The 20,306-nt window shown below is 49.6% G+C and carries 18 protein-coding genes; 5 read left to right on the plus strand and 13 right to left on the minus strand.

What is annotated here, in order from left to right; all coding sequences use genetic code 11:
* Positions 1–25: 25 nt before the first annotated feature.
* The 13 genes from ACO0LI_RS09230 to ACO0LI_RS09290 form a co-directional block, all read right to left on the minus strand.
* Positions 26–430 (minus strand): hypothetical protein, encoded by a 405-nt coding sequence (locus tag ACO0LI_RS09230; RefSeq protein ID WP_423032351.1) that lies wholly within the window; start codon positions 428–430, stop codon positions 26–28.
* Positions 430–1,527: a cell division protein ZapE gene (gene zapE, locus ACO0LI_RS09235; RefSeq protein ID WP_422952686.1), complete on the minus strand. Its 1,098-nt coding sequence runs from the start codon at positions 1,525–1,527 to the stop codon at positions 430–432. Before zapE ends, ACO0LI_RS09230 begins: the two co-directional genes overlap by 1 nt.
* A gap of 145 nt (positions 1,528–1,672) precedes the next feature.
* Entirely contained in the window at positions 1,673–3,100 is a 1,428-nt protein-coding gene (lpdA, locus tag ACO0LI_RS09240; RefSeq protein ID WP_423032352.1) for a dihydrolipoyl dehydrogenase, read from the minus strand.
* A gap of 87 nt (positions 3,101–3,187) precedes the next feature.
* Positions 3,188–3,520, minus strand: coding sequence for a PspC domain-containing protein (locus ACO0LI_RS09245; RefSeq protein WP_423010350.1), 333 nt, complete (start codon positions 3,518–3,520; stop codon positions 3,188–3,190).
* Between the two features lie 33 nt (positions 3,521–3,553).
* On the minus strand, positions 3,554–4,810 hold the full coding sequence (odhB, locus tag ACO0LI_RS09250; RefSeq protein WP_423032353.1) for a 2-oxoglutarate dehydrogenase complex dihydrolipoyllysine-residue succinyltransferase: 1,257 nt from the start codon (positions 4,808–4,810) through the stop codon (positions 3,554–3,556).
* Between the two features lie 62 nt (positions 4,811–4,872).
* On the minus strand, positions 4,873–7,728 hold the full coding sequence (locus ACO0LI_RS09255; RefSeq protein ID WP_423032354.1) for a 2-oxoglutarate dehydrogenase E1 component: 2,856 nt from the start codon (positions 7,726–7,728) through the stop codon (positions 4,873–4,875).
* A gap of 311 nt (positions 7,729–8,039) precedes the next feature.
* On the minus strand, positions 8,040–9,344 hold the full coding sequence (gene gltA / locus ACO0LI_RS09260) for a citrate synthase (protein ID WP_422952691.1): 1,305 nt from the start codon (positions 9,342–9,344) through the stop codon (positions 8,040–8,042).
* A 61-nt stretch (positions 9,345–9,405) separates the two neighbouring features.
* On the minus strand, positions 9,406–9,687 hold the full coding sequence (locus ACO0LI_RS09265) for a succinate dehydrogenase assembly factor 2 (RefSeq protein ID WP_423032355.1): 282 nt from the start codon (positions 9,685–9,687) through the stop codon (positions 9,406–9,408).
* 165 nt (positions 9,688–9,852) lie between these two features.
* Positions 9,853–10,563: a succinate dehydrogenase iron-sulfur subunit gene (locus tag ACO0LI_RS09270; protein ID WP_422952692.1), complete on the minus strand. Its 711-nt coding sequence runs from the start codon at positions 10,561–10,563 to the stop codon at positions 9,853–9,855.
* Between the two features lie 12 nt (positions 10,564–10,575).
* On the minus strand, positions 10,576–12,351 hold the full coding sequence (gene sdhA, locus ACO0LI_RS09275) for a succinate dehydrogenase flavoprotein subunit (protein ID WP_422952693.1): 1,776 nt from the start codon (positions 12,349–12,351) through the stop codon (positions 10,576–10,578).
* A gap of 2 nt (positions 12,352–12,353) precedes the next feature.
* Positions 12,354–12,722: a succinate dehydrogenase, hydrophobic membrane anchor protein gene (gene sdhD, locus ACO0LI_RS09280; RefSeq protein ID WP_422952694.1), complete on the minus strand. Its 369-nt coding sequence runs from the start codon at positions 12,720–12,722 to the stop codon at positions 12,354–12,356.
* 2 nt (positions 12,723–12,724) lie between these two features.
* Complete coding sequence (gene sdhC / locus ACO0LI_RS09285) at positions 12,725–13,132, minus strand: succinate dehydrogenase, cytochrome b556 subunit (RefSeq protein WP_422952695.1); 408 nt, start codon at positions 13,130–13,132, stop codon at positions 12,725–12,727.
* 201 nt (positions 13,133–13,333) lie between these two features.
* Positions 13,334–14,137 (minus strand): GntR family transcriptional regulator, encoded by an 804-nt coding sequence (locus ACO0LI_RS09290; protein WP_423032356.1) that lies wholly within the window; start codon positions 14,135–14,137, stop codon positions 13,334–13,336.
* Between the two features lie 355 nt (positions 14,138–14,492).
* On the opposite strand from ACO0LI_RS09290, the gene ACO0LI_RS09295 reads away from it, so the two are divergent.
* The 5 genes from ACO0LI_RS09295 to ACO0LI_RS09315 all read left to right on the plus strand — a co-directional run bounded on the left by ACO0LI_RS09295 (position 14,493) and on the right by ACO0LI_RS09315 (position 20,291).
* Positions 14,493–15,482, plus strand: coding sequence for a malate dehydrogenase (locus ACO0LI_RS09295; RefSeq protein WP_423032357.1), 990 nt, complete (start codon positions 14,493–14,495; stop codon positions 15,480–15,482).
* 66 nt (positions 15,483–15,548) lie between these two features.
* Positions 15,549–16,520 carry an HpcH/HpaI aldolase/citrate lyase family protein gene (locus tag ACO0LI_RS09300; RefSeq protein ID WP_423032358.1) on the plus strand — a complete coding sequence of 324 codons (972 nt, stop codon included), beginning with the start codon at positions 15,549–15,551 and terminating at the stop codon, positions 16,518–16,520.
* An 8-nt stretch (positions 16,521–16,528) separates the two neighbouring features.
* On the plus strand, positions 16,529–17,008 hold the full coding sequence (locus ACO0LI_RS09305) for a hypothetical protein (protein ID WP_422952699.1): 480 nt from the start codon (positions 16,529–16,531) through the stop codon (positions 17,006–17,008).
* Positions 17,009–17,139: 131 nt separating this feature from the next.
* A complete protein-coding gene (gene acnA / locus ACO0LI_RS09310; protein ID WP_422952700.1) occupies positions 17,140–19,875 on the plus strand; it encodes an aconitate hydratase AcnA in 2,736 nt (911 codons plus the stop codon).
* A 170-nt stretch (positions 19,876–20,045) separates the two neighbouring features.
* On the plus strand, positions 20,046–20,291 hold the full coding sequence (locus ACO0LI_RS09315; protein ID WP_422952701.1) for a hypothetical protein: 246 nt from the start codon (positions 20,046–20,048) through the stop codon (positions 20,289–20,291).
* Positions 20,292–20,306 lie beyond the last annotated feature (15 nt).

Below are 20,306 nucleotides of genomic sequence, written 5' to 3' on the forward strand. Positions count from 1 at the left end.
CAGCCAGTTACAAATCTCTCAGCAGTCAGGGCTTGGCCTGACGTTGCGCCAATTCTCTGTCAAGCTGTTCTATATGGAGCTTACGCTGCAAGGCTTTGGCTTCCAGGGAAATTCTTTGCAGAGCAACGATGTATTGACGGCGCTTTTGCTTTACGTCGCTAAGGCAATCATTGACAAAAAATGTATCGTGACAAGCCCGCTCAGACTGTTCGTACCAGCTTTGCAAACGCAGTTGTGCTGCATTACTTTCTTGCAGGGCAAGCTCGGCCTGTTCTGCACTGCTGATACTACCTGCTGCATATTTTTGATCCAGGCTGGCAGACAGATTTGCGATCTGTGTCAGCTCGGTGCCGCCGGGTGTTGCCAGCGCATGCGAGGCAAATATCATTTGCGCAAACAATGCAAGGATTACAGGCAATAAACGATTCATCAGGCAATATTCTCCGCAAGTTGGCGTTGGTCAGCATCCATATATTCTTTTGATTGCATTTCTATGATGCGTGACACTGTTCTGTGAAACTCATTAGACAAGGTACCATTGGTATAAAGTTCCTCGGGTGGCACTTCTGCCGACATAATTAGTTTCACTTTGTTATCGTAAAACACGTCTATGAGCCAGGTGAAGCGCCTGGCCTCGGAAGACATGGCTGCCGACATGCGCGGTATCGAAGACAAAACAACAGTATGAAAGCGACTGGCGATTTCAAGATAATCATTTTGTGAGCGTGGGCCGCCACATAAAGTAGCAAAATCAAACCAGATCACACTGCCTGCACGTCGCAGGGATTTGAGTTTGCGCCCCTCAATATCGACTTGCGGGTCTTCATCACTGGTTTCTGCAACGCGGGCAAAAATATCACGCAAAGTCTTGTCGGTAGCAGCACTCAATGGTGTCAGGTAAGCCTGCACTTGTTCCATCGCACGCTTGCGGTAATCGTTGCCGGAATCGACATTCAGAATATCGAGTTTCTCTTTGAGCAAGGCAATCGTTGGCAACATGCGGTCGCGATGCAGGCCATCTGGATACAAGGTATCAGGCTGGTAATTCGATGTCATGACGAAAGACACGCCATTTTCAAACAGGGCATTCAGCAAGTTATACAATAACATCGCGTCTGCCACGTCAGACACATGAAATTCATCAAAGCAAATCAGACGATATTTTTTGGCGATTCTGCGTGCCACTTCATCGAGCGGATCTGCCACGCCTTTGAGTTCGTCCAGCTGCCGGTGCACGGCACGCATGAATTCGTGAAAGTGCAAGCGGGTTTTGCGCACCACTGGCACAACCGAATAAAAACTATCCATCAAAAATGATTTGCCGCGCCCGACTCCGCCCCACATATAAACGCCCCGCGGCACTTCAGGACGGGTGATCAAGCGAGTAAATTTATTCGCACGCTTGCCCTTGTACTCCACCCATTCTTCATAGGCTGTCTGCAGGCGATCAACCGCACGTTTTTGTGCCTCATCGGCCTGAAAACCGCGCTGACTCAAGGCATCCTGATAATACTCTATGACATTCATGGGCGAGGGATACTATCTTTGCTGGCTTGCCTGCGCATGGCAGGCGGGTAAAAAGCGACGCACCCTACCCCAATCAAACTGAGGACAGAGTGCGCTGCCAATGTGGGCGCAAATTTACACCCATGTTTCAAACAAGCGACTTGAATCAGAAATTCAATGAGCGCTTATCGACTGCCAATGCGGCTTCTTTCGTTGCTTCAGACAGAGATGGATGTGCATGGCAAATACGGGCGATGTCTTCTGCCGATGCCTTGAATTCCATCGCTACTACAGCTTCGGAAATCAATTCAGATGCCATAGGACCGACGATGTGCACGCCCAGGATTTCATCTGTCGTTGCATCTGCCAGGAACTTGACCATGCCTGAAGTATCACCCAGCGCACGCGCACGGCCATTCGCCATGAACGGGAAAGTGCCGGCTTTGTAAGCCACGCCATCAGCCTTCAATTGCTGCTCAGTACGACCTACCCATGCGATTTCCGGAGATGTGTAGATGACCCATGGGATGGTATTGAAGTTTACATGGCCATGCTGACCAGCGATACGTTCAGCCACGGCAACACCCTCTTCTTCTGCCTTATGTGCCAGCATAGGGCCACGTACCACGTCGCCTACAGCCCAGACATTCGCCAGATTGGTTTTGCAATCACCATCAACCGCGATGAAACCACGTTCATCGAGTTGCAGGCCAACAGCTTCAGCATTCAAACCATTGGTGTTAGGTGTACGGCCAATAGAGATGATCAGTTTGTCAAACACTGCCTTGTGCTCAGCGCCTTTGTCATCAGTGTAGTTGACAGTCACATCGCTGCCGCCATTGACGATCTCGCCTATCTTGACGCCCAGATTGATGGACAGGCCTTGTTTGACAAACAGCTTGTGTGCTTCTTTAGCAATTTGCTCATCCACAGCGCCAAGGAAAGTTGGCAATGCTTCCAACACGGTCACTTCAGCACCCAGACGACGCCATACGCTACCCATTTCCAGACCAATCACACCAGCGCCGATAACGCCGAGTTTTTTCGGTACTTCTGAGATCTTCAATGCGCCATCGTTCGACAGGATGGTCGTTTCATCAAATGCAGCACCAGGCAATGCACGTGCATTCGAGCCTGTCGCCAAGATGATGTGTTTGCCTGTGATAGTTTCTTCTGTCTTGCCAGCCACCTTGATTTCATAGGCACCTGCATCGCCTTTAACAAACGAACCATGGCCGTGGAAGAAAGTCACTTTATTCTTTTTAAACAGGAACAGGATACCGTCATTGTTTTGCTTGACGATAGTGTTCTTGCGACCCAGCATTTTGGCAACGTCAAGGCCCAGGCCTTGTACATTGATACCGTGGTCAGCGAAAGCATGGCCAGCATGCTCATAGTGTTCGGAAGACTGCAACAGTGCCTTGGATGGAATGCAACCTACATTTGTGCAAGTACCACCTGGAGCCGGGCCACCTTTTTCGTTGGTCCATGCATCGATACAGGCAGTAGAAAACCCCAGTTGGGCAGCGCGGATTGCGGCGATGTAGCCGCCAGGGCCACCACCGATAACGACGACGTCAAATTGTTTGCTCATGAAAATATCCTGATTTTATATAGATGAATTTAGCGATGAATCTGGCCATGACTTTAGACGTGAAGTTCAAGCTTTGCTTTGTGCTTTTCAGCTCTCTTCGGGGATGAATATCCAGGCCAGCAGATAGGCCACTACGCCGGCACCAAAGTAAAGACTGAAGAAGACAAACATCAAACGCCAGATCCAGGAATCCAGGCCAGTAAATTGGCCCAGGCCACCACAGATACCACCCAGCCACTGGTCACTTTTTGACCGGCGAAACTGGTTCAAATGGTTGAAACCCTGACCCTGCTGGTTGCCAGATGCGGAAGTGTCGCCAGTTGCCAGCAATCTGGCTTTGGCTTGTGCAAATTCTGCATCAGACAGGGCTCCTGCCTGATGCAGTTCATGCAGACGTTTGATTTCGTCAGCGATATTCACGGAATGATTCTCGCTTTGCGTGTTGAACCTGAATTACAGATCAAGCAACAGGCGGGCTGGATCTTCCAGCGCGTCTTTCATTGCCACCAGACCCAGAACTGCTTCACGACCGTCAATGATACGATGGTCATAAGACATAGCCAGGTAATTCATAGGACGGATCACGATCTGACCATTTTCAACTACAGCACGGTCCTTGGTCGCATGCACGCCCAAAATTGCGGATTGTGGTGGGTTGATAATAGGTGTAGACAACATGGAACCGAAAGTACCACCATTCGAGATGGAGAACGTACCACCAGACAAATCGTCCAGTGTCAGTTTGCCGTCTTTTGCCTTGGCACCAAATTCGCCGATTTTCTTTTCGATTTCAGCAATCGTCATTTGATCCGCATTGCGCAGGATAGGCACTACCAGGCCGCGCGGGGAACCAACAGCGATACCGATGTCGAAGTAACCGTGATAGACGATGTCGTTGCCATCAACAGAAGCGTTGATGATAGGGTATTTTTTCAATGCAGCAACAGCAGCCTTGACGAAGAAAGACATGAAACCCAGTTTCACGCCATGTTCTTTTTCAAACTTGTCTTTGTACTTGTTACGCAAGTCCATGACTGGTGCCATGTTGACTTCGTTAAAGGTAGTCAGAATAGCGTTAGTGGATTGCGATTGCACCAGACGTTCAGCGATACGTGCACGCAAACGGCTCATCGGTACGCGTTCTTCAGGACGGTCACCCAGGCTGGCGATCGTTGGAGCAGCGACTTGTTGCAGTGCTGACTTGCCAGCTGCAGGTGCCGCCAGAGGGGCAACTACTGGTGCTGCGGCAGGTTTGGCGGCTACGGCTGCCAATGCATCACCTTTGGTAACACGGCCATCTTTGCCGGAACCGTCAACTTGCGCTGCAGTCAGGTTATTTTCTGACAGGATTTTTGCTGCTGCTGGCATCGCAACACCAGCAGAAGATTTTGCGTCAGCAGCGGGAGCAGATGCGGCAGCTACAGTAACAGGAGCTGCGGATACTTCCATTGGGCTTACTTTTGCAGATGCATCAGTATCGATAATCGCAATGATTTCACCGGCAACGACAGTGCTGCCATCGCCCTTGATGATTTGTGTTATCACGCCAGCGTCAGGTGCTGGCAGTTCCAGTACGACTTTGTCTGTTTCTACATCGATCAGGTTTTCGTCGCGGCCGACTTCCTGACCAACTTTTTTATGCCAGGACAACAGGGTTGCTTCTGCGACGGACTCAGATAACTGAGGAACTTTTACTTCGATAATTGCCATTTTTTTACTCTCCGATTCGGGTAGCCAAATGCGACATCAGCTTCTGATGTCGCATCGCGTCATTATTTGGTCAGGACAAAGCCTTTGAGTTTGGAAAATGCCGTTTCCAGCAAAGCTTTTTGTTGTGCATAGTGCTTGTCATAGTAACCGACAGCTGGCGATGCACTAGCTGGACGACCTGCATAAGCAAGTTTTTGACCTTCTTCCAGGCTTTCAAAAATATTGTGCTGGATCTGGAACCATGGTCCCTGATTTTGCGGCTCATCTTGTGCCCAAACCAATTCCGCCATGTTCGGGAATTTTTTCAGTTCAGCAACAAAACTCTTGTGCGGGAAAGGATACAGTTGTTCGACACGGACAATTGCCGTATCAGACTGACCACGTTCTTTACGGGCATTGACCAGGTCGTAATACACTTTGCCGGAGCAAGCGATAACGCGCTTGACCTTCTTCGCATCAATCTTATCGTCAACCTCACCGATGACTGTCTGGAAGCTGCCTTTAGCCAGGTCGGACAAAGGTGAACCTGCATCCTTGTTACGCAACAAGGACTTTGGTGTCATGATGACCAGAGGCTTGCGGAACATGCGTATCATCTGACGACGCAACAGATGGAAAATCTGGGACGCAGAAGTAGGCTGAACCACTTGCATATTGTTGTCAGCGCACAGTTGCAGGAAGCGTTCTGGGCGAGCAGATGAATGCTCAGGACCCTGACCTTCATAACCATGCGGCAGCATCATGACCAGACCGGATGCGCGGCCCCATTTCACTTCACCAGAGCTGATGAATTGATCGATCACAACCTGGGCACCATTGGCGAAATCGCCGAATTGCGCTTCCCAGATAGTCAGGGTATTTGGCTCTGCTGTGGAGTAACCATATTCAAAGCCCAATACCGCTTCTTCAGACAACACGGAATCGATGACAGTAAATGGTGCCTGTTTGTCAGAAATGTTTTGCAGAGGAATGTACGTACCAGCATCCCAACGCTCACGGTTTTGATCATGCAAAACAGCGTGGCGGTGAACGAAAGTACCGCGACCTGCATCCTGCCCTGTCAAACGGATGGCATAACCGGAAGAAACCAGAGATGCGTAGGCCAGATGTTCGCCCATGCCCCAGTCCAGGTTCATATCGCCACGGCCCATGGCTGCACGGTCACCCAGTACTTTTTCTACCAGGCTATGTGGCTTGAAGCCTTCAGGCACGACTGTGATGCGTTCTGCCAGGCGCTTCAATTCTGTGGATGGCACGGCTGTGTCAGCCGCATCTGTCCATTTACGGTTGAGGAAAGGAATCCAGTCAACAGCGTATTTGTTTTTGAAATTGGAGATAACCGGATCATGCGTGTGCTTGCCGGCATCCATTGCATCACGGTAAGCTTTGACCATCTGATCGCCACCATCCGCCGGGATAGTACCTTGCGCAGACAATTTGTCTGCATACATACGGCGTGTACCTGGGTGCTGACCAATTTTCTTGTACATCAAAGGCTGAGTCAGTGCAGGTGTATCTTGCTCGTTATGGCCCAATTTACGGAAGCAGATGATATCAACAACGATATCTTTCTTGAATTCCATACGGTAGTCCAGAGCGATTTGCGTCGCCAGAACCACTGCTTCAGGATCATCTGCATTGACGTGCATGACTGGCGCTTCAATCATCTTGACGACATCGGAGCAATACAGCGTAGAACGTGAATCGCGTGGATCAGAAGTCGTGAAACCGATCTGGTTATTGATGACGATATGCATCGTGCCACCAGTACCGTAACCACGAGTTTGCGCCAGATTCAGGGTTTCCATGACCACGCCCTGCCCTGCAAACGCGGCGTCGCCGTGTACCAGGATAGGCAATACTTGTGAGCCATCTTTGTCGCCGCGACGGTCCATACGCGCTTTGACAGAACCTTCAACCACTGGATTAACGATTTCCAGATGGGAAGGATTGAACGCCAGCGACAAGTGAACCGGGCCGCCTGGAGTAGAAATATCAGACGAGAAGCCTTGGTGATATTTAACGTCGCCTGCTGGCAAGTCATCACCGTGTTTGCCTTCAAATTCAGCAAACAGATCCTGAGGCATTTTACCCAGGGTGTTGACCAGTACGTTCAGACGGCCGCGATGGGCCATACCGATAACGATTTCTTCGACACCACGCTCACCGGCGCGCTGGATAGTCTCATCCATGGAAGCAATAAAGCTTTCGCCGCCTTCCAGGGAGAAACGCTTCTGACCAACATATTTGGTATGCAGATAGCGTTCCAGGCCTTCAGCCGCAGTCAGGCGGTCAAGGATGTGTTTTTTCTTTTCAGGAGAGAAAGATGGCGTGGAGCGTATCGCTTCCAGCTTTTGTTGCAACCAGCGCTTTTCTGTCGGGTCACTGATGTACATGAACTCAGCACCGATGGAACGGCAATAAGTATCACGCAGGGCATTCAAAAGGTCGCGCAATGATGCTGTTTCTGGCCCGAAATAGGTATTGCTGATATTGAACTGTATGTCCATATCTGCATCGGTAAAGCCATAGAAACTTGGTTCCAGTTCTGGAATACTTGGGCGTTCCTGGCGTTGCAGTGGGTCCAGATTGGCCCAATGGCTACCGAGGAAGCGATAAGCGGCGATCAGTTGCTGGGCAGCGACGCGCTTGCGTCCCATTTCAGCGTCAGCAGTCGCATTGACTGTGCGTATCGGACCTTGTTTGGCACGTTCGGCAAACGATGCAATAACAGGTGCATGGGCAACGTCTGGCTTGGAAGAGCCATCAACGGCAGGCACGTTTTGCATGGCGTCGAAATACGCGCGCCAATTATCAGGAACAGAACCGGGATTATTCAGGTACGCTTCATACAGTTCTTCTACATACGGCGCATTGCCGCCGAACAAGTACGAGTTAGCGTTATATTGTTGCATCATCTTGCTCACCTTTCTTCGCGTTTCGCGAGATTAGCGGGTTAATCTAACCTTCCGCGACACGGCCTGACCGGTTAGCGGATTGCACATCAAGTTGTGGGGAAGGGCTTAATTCAAAACTATCCTCGTGATCAAATCAAAAAGCATGTCATTTAAATATGTTTTTTGATTAGATCGCGAAAGTTATTCCTAAAAATTACTTTCGTGGCGAAGCATAGCATAATTACTGAAGAAAAAAAAAGCGAGTCGTAAAGACTCGCTTTTTACAACAACATCTAATAACTAAAGATTAACCTTTGAATTAACGCTTCGAATTAACGTTTATCAATAGCTGGCACATCACGCTTAGGTGAGCCAACAAACAATTGACGTGGACGGCCAATTTTTTGCTCTGGATCAGAAATCATTTCTTTCCACTGAGCGATCCAGCCTACTGTACGTGCCAGGGCAAAGATACCGGTGAACAATGCAGTTGGGATGCCCAGTGCACGTTGTACGATACCAGAGTAGAAATCGACGTTAGGATACAGCTTGCGGCTGACGAAGTATTCGTCTTCCAGCGCGATTTTCTCCAGAGCCATGGCCAGCTTGAACAATGGATCATCTTGCAGACCCAGTTCTTGCAGCACTTCATAGCAAGTTTCACGCATCAGTTTGGCGCGTGGATCATAGTTTTTGTAAACACGGTGACCAAAGCCCATCAGCTTGACGCCAGAGTTCTTGTCTTTGACTTGAGCGATGAACTCAGGAATATTATCGACGCTACCGATTTCTTCCAACATGCTCAAGGCAGCTTCATTCGCACCACCGTGAGCAGGACCCCACAGACATGCGATACCAGCAGCGATACAAGCAAATGGATTGGCACCAGAAGAACCCGCCAGGCGCACTGTCGATGTAGAAGCATTTTGCTCATGATCTGCGTGCAGGATCAGGATACGATCCAAGGCGCGTACCAGCACTTCATTGGTTTTGTATGGCTCACATGGCGTAGAGAACATCATGTGCATGAAGTTCGCGCTGTAAGACAAGTCATTGCGTGGATACACGAAAGGCTGGCCGATAGAATACTTATAGGCCATCGCTACCAGTGTAGGCATCTTGGCGATCAGGCGGATAGCTGACACTTCGCGGTGATGTGGATCATTGATATCCAGCGAATCATGGTAGAAAGATGCCAGTGCACCAACTGTACCGACCAATACCGACATAGGATGCGCATCACGGCGGAAGCCGCGGAAGAAGAATTGCATCTGCTCATGCACCATGGTGTGATTGGTGACAGTCGCTACAAATTCTTTCTTTTGATCTGCCGTTGGCAGTTCGCCATTCAACAACAGATAGCAGGTTTCCAGGAAATCGCCACCATTGACTGCCAGTTGCTCAATAGGGTAGCCGCGATACAGCAGCTCGCCTTTATCGCCGTCAATATAAGTAATGGAAGAATTACATGCTGCCGTGGACATGAAACCTGGGTCATAGGTGAACATGCCGGTAGAACCATACAATTTACGGATGTCGATGACATCAGGACCAATAGAGCCCTTGTAAATCGGCATTTCCAGGGCTGGTGAGCCATCGGAGAATGATAGGGTGGCTTTTGTTTCAGAATTTGTCATGGCTCTTCCTTCAGATAAGAGGTGAGTCGTTAATCAAAAAAACACAAAAAATCAAATTGACTTACGCCGTTTGCAGACGCAGCAATAATGCATGTACATGAGGCAGATCGACTTCGGCTTCCGGTTTTGTCTTGGCCATGATCAGATCCATTAATGTATTGTCCGGCAACTCCATCAGGCAGCTAAAAGCATCCACTTCCTCATCTGTCAGGGATTCTTCATTGGCATCCAGAAAACGCGTCAAGATAAGATCGTTTTCCAATAAACCTCGCCTTGCCCGCCACCGCAGCCTGGCCCGCTTTACCGGGTCGCTTTGATGGGATATAGCTTGTGACTCAGACATAATTAATTCTCTTCCATACTGACTATTTCATGCGGCTCTCAGCTTGCCTGGAAAACCGCATGAAATAGTAGCGATGCCATCAGACATCGCTACTATGCAAACTAAACTGCAAACCTGACTTTGAACTTAAGCCACAAACCCAAGTTGCAAATCCAGATTACAAAATTAGACTGCGCGACGCACCATCAGTTCCTTGATCTTACCGATAGCACGGGTAGGATTCAGGCCTTTTGGACAGACGTCCACACAATTCATGATGGTGTGGCAACGGAACAAACGATATGGATCTTCCAGATTATCGAGACGGGCACCAGTTGCTTCATCACGGGAATCAGCAATAAAGCGATACGCTTGCAACAAACCTGCCGGGCCAACAAACTTATCAGGATTCCACCAGAAAGATGGGCATGATGTGGAGCAGCATGCGCACAGGATGCACTCATACAAACCATCGAGCTCTTCACGCTCTGCAGGCGTCTGCAGACGTTCTTTTTCCGGAGGAATGGAATCATTCATCAGGTAAGGCTTGATCGAATTGTATTGCTTGAAGAATTGCGTCATATCGACGATCAAGTCGCGAATGACAGGTAAGCCTGGCAAAGGACGCAAAATGATAGGTTCGCTCAATTCATTCAGGTTGGTGGTACAAGCCAGGCCATTCTTGCCATTGATGTTCATCGCGTCAGAACCACACACACCTTCACGGCATGAGCGGCGCAACGCCAGAGAATCATCGACATCAGACTTGATACGCTGCAAAGCATCCAGCAACATCTTGTCAGTGTCTTGCAACTCAACGGTCAAGTCTTGCATGTAAGGCTTGGCATCCTTGTCCGGATCGTAGCGATAGATTTTAAATTTCAGTGTACGTGCCATATCGGTATCTCTTTAGAATGTACGTGGTTTTGGTTTGAAGGTTTCTACAGTCAGTGGCTTGGTCACGACTGGCTTGTAGTCGAGGCGATTGCCTTCGGAATACCACAAGGTGTGCTTCATCCAGTTAACGTCGTCGCGCTGTTCATAATCGCGATGTGCATGCGCACCACGGGATTCTTTACGGGCGGCGGCAGATGTAATCGTTGCCTTGGCTGTTTCGATCAGGTTATCCAGTTCCAGTGCTTCTACACGTGCAGTATTGAAGACCTTGGATTTATCCTTGAAAGAAACATGCTTGCGACGCTCATCAAGCTCCATAATTTTCTTGTAGCCGGTTTGCAGCAATTCATCCGTGCGGAACACGCCGCAGTATTGCTGCATGGTGCCGCGAATCGCGTTGGCAACATCTTGTACGCGCTCGGAACCAGTGCTGGTTTCCAGCTTGGACAAACGTGACAGCGCCAGATCAGCTGCATCAGCAGGCAAATCTTTATTGCTGCGCGCCTTGAGGTTACTGGCAACCACATGATTACCTGCTGCACGGCCAAACACCAGCAAATCAAGCAGGGAGTTCGTACCCAGACGGTTTGCACCATGCACGGATACACAGGCACATTCACCAATTGCATACAAACCATTGACGATTTCGCTGCCACCGTTTTTCGGAGCTACTACCTGACCATAGATGTTGGTAGGGATACCACCCATCTGATAGTGAATCGTAGGAACGACAGGAATCGGCTCTTTGGTTGCATCCACGTTGGCAAACTTATGCGCGATTTCCAGAATCGATGGCAAACGTTTTTGAATAGTGTCAGCACCGATATGACGCAAGTCCAGCATGACGTGATCTTTATTAGGACCACAGCCACGGCCTTCTTTAATTTCCTGATCCATGGAACGGGAAACGAAGTCACGTGGGGCCAGATCTTTCAGTGTAGGCGCATAACGTTCCATGAAGCGCTCACCCTGGCTATTCACCAGAATACCGCCCTCACCTCGCACACCTTCGGTAATCAGGACGCCAGCACCGGCAACACCGGTTGGGTGGAATTGCCAGAATTCCATATCTTCGAGTGGCAGACCAGCACGAGCCGCCATGCCCATACCGTCACCGGTATTGATAAATGCATTGGTAGAAGCTTGCCAGATACGACCGGCACCGCCTGTGGCAAATATCGTGGTTTTGGCTTCCAGCATCATGACTTCGCCAGTTTCCATTTCCAGCGCAACAACGCCCAGCACATCACCTTCCGCATCGCGGATCAGGTCAATTGCCATCCACTCAACAAAGAAATGGGTACGGGCGCGGACGTTACGTTGATACAAAGTGTGCAGCAAGGCGTGACCGGTACGGTCAGCTGCAGCGCAGGCACGCTGCACTGGCTTTTCACCAAAATTGGCAGTATGGCCGCCGAAAGGACGCTGATAAATCGTGCCATCCGCATTACGGTCAAAAGGCATGCCAAAATGTTCGAGCTCATACACGACTTTTGGAGCTTCACGACACATGAATTCGATCGCGTCCTGGTCACCCAGATAATCAGAACCCTTGACCGTGTCAAACATATGCCAGTACCAGTTGTCTTCCGACATATTACCAAGGGAAGCACCAATACCGCCCTGCGCAGCCACTGTATGAGAACGAGTAGGAAATACTTTAGACAGTACGGCAACATTCAGGCCAGCTTCTGCCAATTGCAGCGAAGCACGCATGCCGGAACCGCCAGCACCAACGATGACCGCATCAAAACGGCGGCTAGGGATTGTGGATTTAATTGCAGCCACTTTTATACTCTCCACAAAATCTGTGCAGCATAGCCAGCACAAGCAATCAGCCACAGAATAGTGGCAACTTGAAATACCAGACGAACAAATACATTGTGCGTCACATAATCCATCCAGATATCACGCATACCAACCCAGGCGTGATACAGCAGGCAGATGACAACAGAGAAAGTCGCCAGTTTGAACCATTGCATGGCAAATATGCCAGTCCAGCCAGCCTGATTGAAATTTTTACCTGTCAAAAACAAACCAAGCAAAATGACGGTGTACAGTGCCATGACGATGGCAGTAACACGCTGCGCCAGCCAGTCACGTAAACCGTAACTAGCTCCCACGACCAGGCGCTTTGGTCCAATATTATTATTTGCCATTTTTAGAATACTCCGAACAGTTTCAAGGCTATCAATGCTGCCAGCACAAGACTGATCGCCAACACACTCACTGCTGACTGACGTGCGCTATCCTTGTCGAGGCCATAGTGCAGATCCATCAGCAAGTGACGGACACCAGCGCAGAAATGGTGCAGATAAGCCCATGACAAAGCCAGGATGATCAGCTTGACGAAAACACCAGATGTCAATGCCTGCAGTTCGGCAAATGTTGCTTCTGATGTCAAACTCTTATCTAGCAAATACAAGATGAATGGCAACAACAGGAACATCAGCATTCCACTTGCCCGGTGCAAGATGGAAACAAAGCCTGCCAGCGGCAACCGGTAACCGGTTGCATCTATCAAGCGCATTACACCAAAGCGTGGCTTGGTTCTTACAACTTCAGACATAAATAATCTCCCCATTAACTAGTCTGTACATAAACCTTGCAATTTTCGCTCATTTTGGTGCATTGCACCAACAAAAATCATCACGATTAACAAAATATCGCTATCTTAAACCTAAAGCCCCATACATGCTGAGCCAGCAAAATTGCAGCTCACGAGACTTTTCACACCCAAAAACCACAGCAAATCAAATACCTGATTGATTTAGCTCAATTCATTTCTGTAGTGATGATTCATCGTCAGATATAAACCGCGGCGCAACTCAACCGGCTTGTCACCATAAGTAAAAGAAACGCGCTCCACATTGAGCAAAGGCGTACCTGCATCGACATTTAACAAATCAGCTATCGCTGCATCTGCACAAACGGCCCTGATTTGCTCAGAAGCCCGTATCATGTGCGTGCCAAATTCAGTTTCAAATAAACCGTACATCGGACCCTTGTATTCATTGAGACGCTCAGCGGTCAGGCCCTTGAAGATGGAGCCGGGCAACCACAGGTCATCAAGAATAGTGGGGACGCCAGAAAAAGATTGAACACGTCGGATAAAAACGACGGAGTCGCCAGATTTAATATCAAGCAAACGCGCCACTTCTGCCGGCGCACGCATACGCTTGACTTCAATGATGCGGTTTTCAGGATAATGTGGCACGCCCTCATCAGGTGCCAGACGCAAGAAGCGGAACTGCGAACGCGCCTCATGGTGAGTGGCGACAAAAGTACCTTTACCCTGCCGACGCACGACCAGATTTTCAGCCGACAATTCATCAATCGCCTTGCGCACTGTACCCTGACTGACCTTGAAGCGACTGGCCAACTCCATCTCACTGGGAATTAACTCACCTGGCTTCCACTCACCGGATTGCAGGCTCTGGGTAATCAGGGCTTTGATCTGCTGATATAATGGACTAAAGGTGGGAGAAGCACTCAAAGACGATGCGCCGACGCCAGCACCTGGAGTAGCCGGGGTAACAATCGGATTATTTGCGGTTGGTATGATTGAATTCATAGACTGCAATTTCACCACAAAACCACCCAGCACGTCCAGAACAAAAACTAAGTGATATGTCTTATATAAGACATAAGATATTGATTGACACTTAGCCCCACACGACCTACACTCCCGTACAAATAATAGTTGGGGTCTGCATCAGGCCGCCCTCAACTATCGATCTGTCACAAAGCAGTCACACCAAGCAATATAGTCCGAACGCTTTCAATGTAAAGGACGAAAACATGTTTGCAGCGGATTTTGGCTGACTGACAGCGCTTTCAACGGTATCATTAAGTGTTTTACATAGCGTCGGCTTATCAGTCGCTGCAATTGTTTGAACATCGTTTTCACACCACTTCGGAGATGCATCATGGCGAAATCCCCTATGCGCGTAGCTGTTACAGGCGCCGCAGGCCAAATTGGCTATTCCCTTCTGTTCCGTATCGCCAATGGCGACATGCTGGGCAAAGACCAGCCAGTGATTCTGCAATTATTGGAAATTCCTGACGAAAAAGCCCAGAAAGCGCTGAAAGGCGTAATGATGGAAATCGACGACTGCGCATTCCCACTGTTAGCTGGCATGTCAGCTCACAGCGATCCAATGACAGCGTTCAAAGATATCGACGTCGCCTTGCTGGTTGGTGCACGTCCACGCGGCCCAGGCATGGAACGCAAAGATCTGCTGGAAGCCAATGCACAGATTTTCACTGTACAAGGCAAGGCACTGGATGCAGTAGCATCCCGCAATGTTAAAGTTTTGGTCGTTGGCAACCCAGCCAATACCAATGCTTACATCGCGATGAAATCGGCACCTTCCCTGCCAGCGAAAAACTTCACAGCAATGCTGCGCCTGGATCACAACCGCGCCTTGTCTCAAGTGGCTGCCAAAGTTGGCAAGCCAGTTGCTGCAGTTGAAAAACTGTGCGTATGGGGCAACCACTCCCCAACCATGTACGCTGACTATCGCTTCGCGACAGTAGATGGCGCATCTGTCAAAGACCTGATCAATGATCAAGTCTGGAACAAAGATGTATTCCTGCCTACAGTTGGCAAACGCGGCGCGGCGATTATCGAAGCGCGCGGCCTGTCTTCTGCAGCTTCTGCAGCAAACGCAGCAATCGACCACGTACGTGACTGGTTGCTGGGCACAGATGGCAAATGGACAACAATGGGTATTCCTTCCGATGGCTCTTATGGCATCCCTGAAGGCACCATGTTCGGCTTCCCTGTGACAACAGAGAACGGCGAATACACTATCGTTCAAGGTCTGGAAATCGACGAGTTTTCTCGTGAACGCATCAACGTCACACTCAAAGAATTGCAAGAAGAGCGTGATGGCGTCAAACACCTGGTAGGTTAATCAGGTAAGGGGGCAGGTTCCGGCAACCGCTGGAATCTGCCTTGATTCACGACGACATATTAAGTAATGCATCCATCTACAGTACTTTTTCAGGATCAAATTTTACCGGTTATATTACCGGTCTGCGACCATTACGCAGGATCTGAAAAATTGATGCGCAAATCGATTGCGCTACAACAGGAACTAGGCGGAGTTTTTGACATCACTCTCGATTGCGAAGACGGCGCGGCCGCTGGCAACGAGATCAATCACGCAAATCTGGTCACTGGTTTAGTGAACAGTACAGACAATCATTTTCAGCGTCTTGGCGTAAGGGTGCACGATGTACATCACCCCGCATTTGAGCAAGACCTGCAAATCATACTGCCCGCATGCGCAGACAAACTTGCTTATCTGGTTTTACCCAAAATAAACAATGTTGCCGAATTGCAGACAGCTCTTGAGCGCATTAATCATTTTGGCAAAAGAACTGACGGCCAGTTGATCCCGGTTCACGTTTTGATAGAAACCCATGGCGCACTGGCAGAAGTGCAGCAGATTGCCGCCCTGCCCCAGGTAGAATGCTTGTCATTTGGTTTGATGGATTTCGTATCCTCCCATTTTGGCGCCATACCTGCATGGGCGATGCGTTCACCTGGGCAGTTCAGCCATCCCCTGGTCTTGCGGGCCAAACTGGAAATTGCTGCGGCCTGCCATCGCTATGGCAAAGTGGCTTCACACAATGTCACCACCGAGATCAAAGACACCAGCGTCGTGGCAGATGACGCACATCGCGCAGCCAGTGAATGCGGCTACATGCGCATGTGGAGCATACATCCAGACCAGATACGGCCTGTCATTGCGGCCTTTTCCCCCAACGAAAACCACATCCAGGATGCCATCGGCATCCTGAGCCAGGCAAAAAAACAGGACTGGGGACCCATACAATGGCAAGGACAGTTACATGACAGAGCCAGTTACCGCTATTATTGGACAATTTTAAGACGAGCCCAGTCGGGGCAAATCGCATTACCGGCAGCAGCACAAGAGTTACTCTAGGAGACACCATGAAATTACTTTCTTTTATCAGCCTGGCATTTGCCGCATGCACCATGCTTGCCACCAACGCCAATGCAGTGGAAGCACCACGCAGCAAAACCAAATCCACAGCAAAGGCAGCAAAACCTGCCGCTGCCCAGGCAACAAAAGAAGATGACGAGCCGGAACCAGACGTGGCCCTACACAAGAACTTCGAGTACAAATGCGAGCTCGGCAACTCCCTGACTATGTACACCAACCCTGAAGACGCAGAGCATGTGGCCATGCGCTGGAAAAAACGCCTGTACCGCCTGACCAAGGTCGATACCACAACAGGTGCTGTGCGCTTTGAAAACCGCAAGTCCGGTTTTGTCTGGATAGGTATTCCCGCCAAAGGCTTGTTACTGGATTCGCACAAGGGCCAGCAATTAGCCAATGAATGCAAGACAGAAGCAGCGTCACTGGCAGAAGTGAATAGCAAAGATACCGGTGCAGCGCCAGTCAAGTAAGTCCTGGTGCCATAACATGCAATATTTGCTCAGTATGACCGGATGGAGTTGAGTGGGTATTGAGTGGATATTGCAGTAATTTGATGTAATTATTTTTTGATCGTTGATTTTTGTAAATAAGAGGAAGAGCCATGAGCCAAAATGCGTACAAAGATGCATTCAAAACCCTGAAAGATTTTAAAATTTCAGACACCAAGAAAGGCAAGTTCTTTTCCCTGCCTGCATTGGAAAAAAATCTCGGCGTAAATATTTCGCGCCTGCCAGTGTCCATCCGTATCGTTCTGGAATCGGTGCTGCGTAATTGCGACGGAAAAAAAGTCACTGAAGAGCACGTCAAACAACTGGCGAACTGGGGTGCAACTGCAGCCCGCACAGACGAAATCCCTTTCGTGGTATCCCGCGTTGTCCTGCAAGATTTTACCGGCGTACCTTTGCTGGCTGATCTGGCTGCGATGCGTAACGTTGCTGCCAAACAAGGCAAAAATGCAAAAAATATCGAACCGCTGGTTCCAGTTGATCTGGTGGTTGATCACTCCGTGCAGATCGATCATTTCCGCGAAAAGAAAGCGCTGGACCTGAACATGAAACTGGAGTTCCAACGCAATAACGAGCGTTACCAGTTCATGAAATGGGGCATGCAGGCATTTGATACTTTTGGCGTGGTTCCTCCAGGCTTTGGTATCGTTCACCAGGTTAATCTGGAATACCTGGCACGCGGCGTCCACAAAGTCAAAGATGCCAAGAAAAATGAAGTCTACTACCCAGACACACTGGTAGGTACAGATTCCCACACCACCATGATCAATGGTATCGGTGTAGTTGGCTGGGGTGTAGGCGGTATCGAGGCAGAAGCCGGCATGCTGGGTCAACCGGTTTACTTCCTGACACCTGACGTTGTTGGCGTGAACCTGACTGGCGCACTGCGTGAAGGCTGCACAGCAACAGATCTGGTATTGACTATCACCGAATTGCTGCGTAAAGCCAAGGTTGTTGGCAAGTTTGTTGAATTCTTTGGCGAAGGCACACGCTCTCTGTCCCTGACAGACCGCGCGACTATCGCTAACATGGCTCCGGAATACGGCGCAACGATGGGCTTCTTCCCTGTTGATGAAGCGACTATCGATTACTTCAAAGGTACAGGCCGTACCAAAGCAGAAATCGACGCATTCGAAGGCTATTTCAAAGCTCAGAAAATGTTCGGCATCCCTGCTGCTGGCGAAATCGACTACACGACAGAAATCAGCCTCGATCTGGCCACGGTTGCACCGTCCTTGGCCGGCCCTAAGCGCCCGCAAGACCGTATCGAAATCGGCAACGTCAAATCCACTTTTGCAGATCTGTTCTCCAAGCCAACAGCAGAGAATGGCTTCAACAAAAAAGCAGAAGACCTGAACACGGTATACACTAATACTGATGGTGTGAATGTCAAAAACGGCGACGTATTGATTGCTGCGATTACTTCCTGCACCAACACATCCAATCCTAGCGTCTTGCTGGCTGCTGGCTTGCTGGCCAAGAAGGCAGTTGAAGCTGGTTTGAAAGTAGCCCCTCATATCAAAACTTCGCTGGCTCCTGGCTCGCGCGTTGTGACTAAATACCTGGAAGCAGCAGGCTTGTTGCCTTACCTGGAAAAACTGGGTTTCGGCGTGACAGCTTATGGCTGCACTACCTGTATCGGCAATGCTGGCGATCTGACACCTGCGATGAACGAAGCAATTGCTGCCAACGACATCGTGGCATCTGCCATCCTGTCTGGTAACCGCAACTTTGAAGCACGTATACACCCGAACATCCGCTCCAACTTCCTGGCCTCCCCTCCTTTGGTAGTTGCTTACGCCATCGCTGGCAATATGACCCGCGACCTGATGACAGAGCCGGTTGGCCGCGTTAAAGGCAAGGACATTTTCCTCGGCGACATCTGGCCTACCAGCGCAGAAATCAGCAAACTGATGAAGTTCGCGATGAACTCCAAAACCTTCAAGGAAAACTACGCAGACGTTAAAGGTGCTCCCGGCAAACTGTGGGAAAACATCCAGGGCGTCGCAGAAGGCGATGTTTACAACTGGCCTGCTTCCACTTACATTGCTGAGCCACCATTCTTTGCTGACTTCACAATGGAACCAAAAGCAGCCGCGACTGGCATCACTGCTGCACGTGCACTGGGCGTGTTCGGTGACTCCATCACGACTGACCACATCTCCCCAGCTGGCGCCATCAAGGAATCCAGCCCTGCAGGTAAATGGCTGAAAGAAAACGGCGTACTAAAAGCCGATTTCAACTCCTACGGCTCACGCCGTGGTAACCATGAAATCATGATGCGCGGCACATTTGCCAACGTGCGTATCAAAAACCTTATGATCCCGGCCAAGGAAGATGGCTCTCGTGTTGAAGGCGGCGAAACCCTGTTCCAGCCAACTGGCGAACAAATGGCGATCTATGACGCAGCGATGAAATATGTTGCTGATGGCACGCCAACCATGATTTTTGGTGGTGAAGAATACGGCACAGGCTCTTCCCGTGACTGGGCAGCAAAAGGTACTCAATTGCTGGGCGTAAAAGCTGTCATCGCCCGTTCTTTTGAGCGTATCCACCGCTCCAACCTGGTTGGCATGGGTGTATTGCCACTGCAATTCCTCGGTACTGACAGCGTTGATACTTTGCACATTACTGGCAACGAATCTTTCGACCTCAAAGGTATAGAAGATGAGATCAAGCCACAGCAAGAAGCAACTCTGGTGATCCACCGTGCCAACGGTGAAAAGAAAGAAGTTAAAGTCTTGTTGCGCATCGATACTCCTATCGAAGTTGACTACTACAAACATGGCGGTATCTTGCCATTTGTATTACGTCAATTGCTGGCAGCTTAAGCTACAGGCAAACCCATCCCCGCTTGCGGGGATGCATTGAGGAAGAGTGAATTTTTTAGGAAATTCACTCTTTTTTTTGGCTTTTTTATCTTCAGGCGTCAATGCAAGAATGATGTAAGCAAGCCCATCTAAGCTTGCTTCATCTTAAAAATTGAACCTTGGAGACAACTATGTGGAAAATTCTCGTCGGCTTTATTATTTTTGCAGCCGCTGCCCTGTTCCTGATTTTTAAAGCGGGTGATAAAGTCAGTATGCAAGGTGAAGCTGCTGGTCATAATCCAACTGAGGTTCACTCGGCTTCTGCCAGCACCCCAGAACCAGCACCAGCGCCAGCAAGCTTGCCCGCTGCTGCATCTGAGGCAAATACCACGTCTGCTCCTGCGTCTGATGCTGCTGCAAGTAGCGCTAGCAAGTAAATAAGTAAAAATAAA

The organism is Undibacterium sp. Tian12W (genome assembly GCF_049339405.1).
Lineage (GTDB): Bacteria > Pseudomonadota > Gammaproteobacteria > Burkholderiales > Burkholderiaceae_D > Undibacterium.